Origin of the sequence: Novosphingobium sp. KN65.2, assembly GCF_001368935.1 — a bacterium.
In the GTDB taxonomy this organism is placed as follows: Bacteria; Pseudomonadota; Alphaproteobacteria; order Sphingomonadales; family Sphingomonadaceae; genus Novosphingobium; species Novosphingobium mathurense.
Genome location: NZ_CCBH010000150.1, coordinates 1 through 710, shown reverse-complemented (window position 1 = coordinate 710; position 710 = coordinate 1). Strand labels below are relative to the sequence as shown.

Annotated in this window: 2 protein-coding genes; one reads left to right on the top strand and one right to left on the bottom strand. The window is 51.4% G+C overall.

Annotation, left to right across the window (positions count from 1 at the left end):
* Positions 1-25: 25 nt before the first annotated feature.
* Positions 26-301 carry a DUF1330 domain-containing protein gene (locus SPHV1_RS11800; RefSeq protein WP_255352280.1) on the bottom strand — a complete coding sequence of 92 codons (276 nt, stop codon included), beginning with the start codon at positions 299-301 and terminating at the stop codon, positions 26-28.
* Between the two features lie 102 nt (positions 302-403).
* Here SPHV1_RS11800 and SPHV1_RS11795 point away from each other — a divergent pair, with 102 nt between their 5' ends.
* Entirely contained in the window at positions 404-646 is a 243-nt protein-coding gene (locus tag SPHV1_RS11795) for a hypothetical protein (protein ID WP_054946244.1), read from the top strand.
* Positions 647-710 lie beyond the last annotated feature (64 nt).

Sequence of the window (710 nt, the reverse complement as noted above, 5' to 3'; positions counted from 1 at the left end):
TGACCGACACGACCTCCAGTTCAGATTATTCCACACCTCCGAGCACGATTATTCTGGCCGTTGCCGCGCGATCTCGGAGTTCTTTGATCAGGCTGTATTCTTCCGACTGATAAAACTGCTCCGCTGTTTCAAAGCTGGGAAATTCGATGATGACAACTCTGGCCCACTCGCCTTCCAGTGCAACGCATGGTTCAGCCCGTGCAAGAAAGCGTCCACCGAATGCCTCGATGATCGGCGCGACCTTTTCGTGATATTCAGTCATAAGCACTGTATCTGTAACGGATGTTATCTCAGTAATCATATAGGCTGGCATAATGACTCCATTTCTTCAAGATTTGTCTATTGTTCATAAAACTGTGCAAGTGTAAATGTATAACTATAGATATTATATGAGAGATATTATATGAAATCGATCATAGCAACCATCTCGGTCGTGCATGGCGCGGCAAACGCGGCGCGACTGCTGATCGATGGGGCGGGCAGCAGTTCCTATCGTGGCGGCGATGCCCTCCCGCGGGTCGTGGCGGATCTCTCCATGATCGCCACCCACATTCTGGGTTACGACTATGACGTCCTCATGGAACGCAATGCGCGGTGGGTGTTGGGGCTGGGGCTTGGCCCGGAAGATGCGACCATCCGTCTGTAACGGCGCACGACGCCACCTAGCGATCGTGGGCAGAAATCGCTTGCCCAAGATGAAATATATTACG

Coding starts and splice junctions, on each gene's coding strand:
- SPHV1_RS11800 (WP_255352280.1), bottom strand. CDS start 301: ATGATTACTGAGATAACATCCGTTACAGATACAGTGCTTATGACTGAA.
- SPHV1_RS11795 (WP_054946244.1), top strand. CDS start 404: ATGAAATCGATCATAGCAACCATCTCGGTCGTGCATGGCGCGGCAAAC.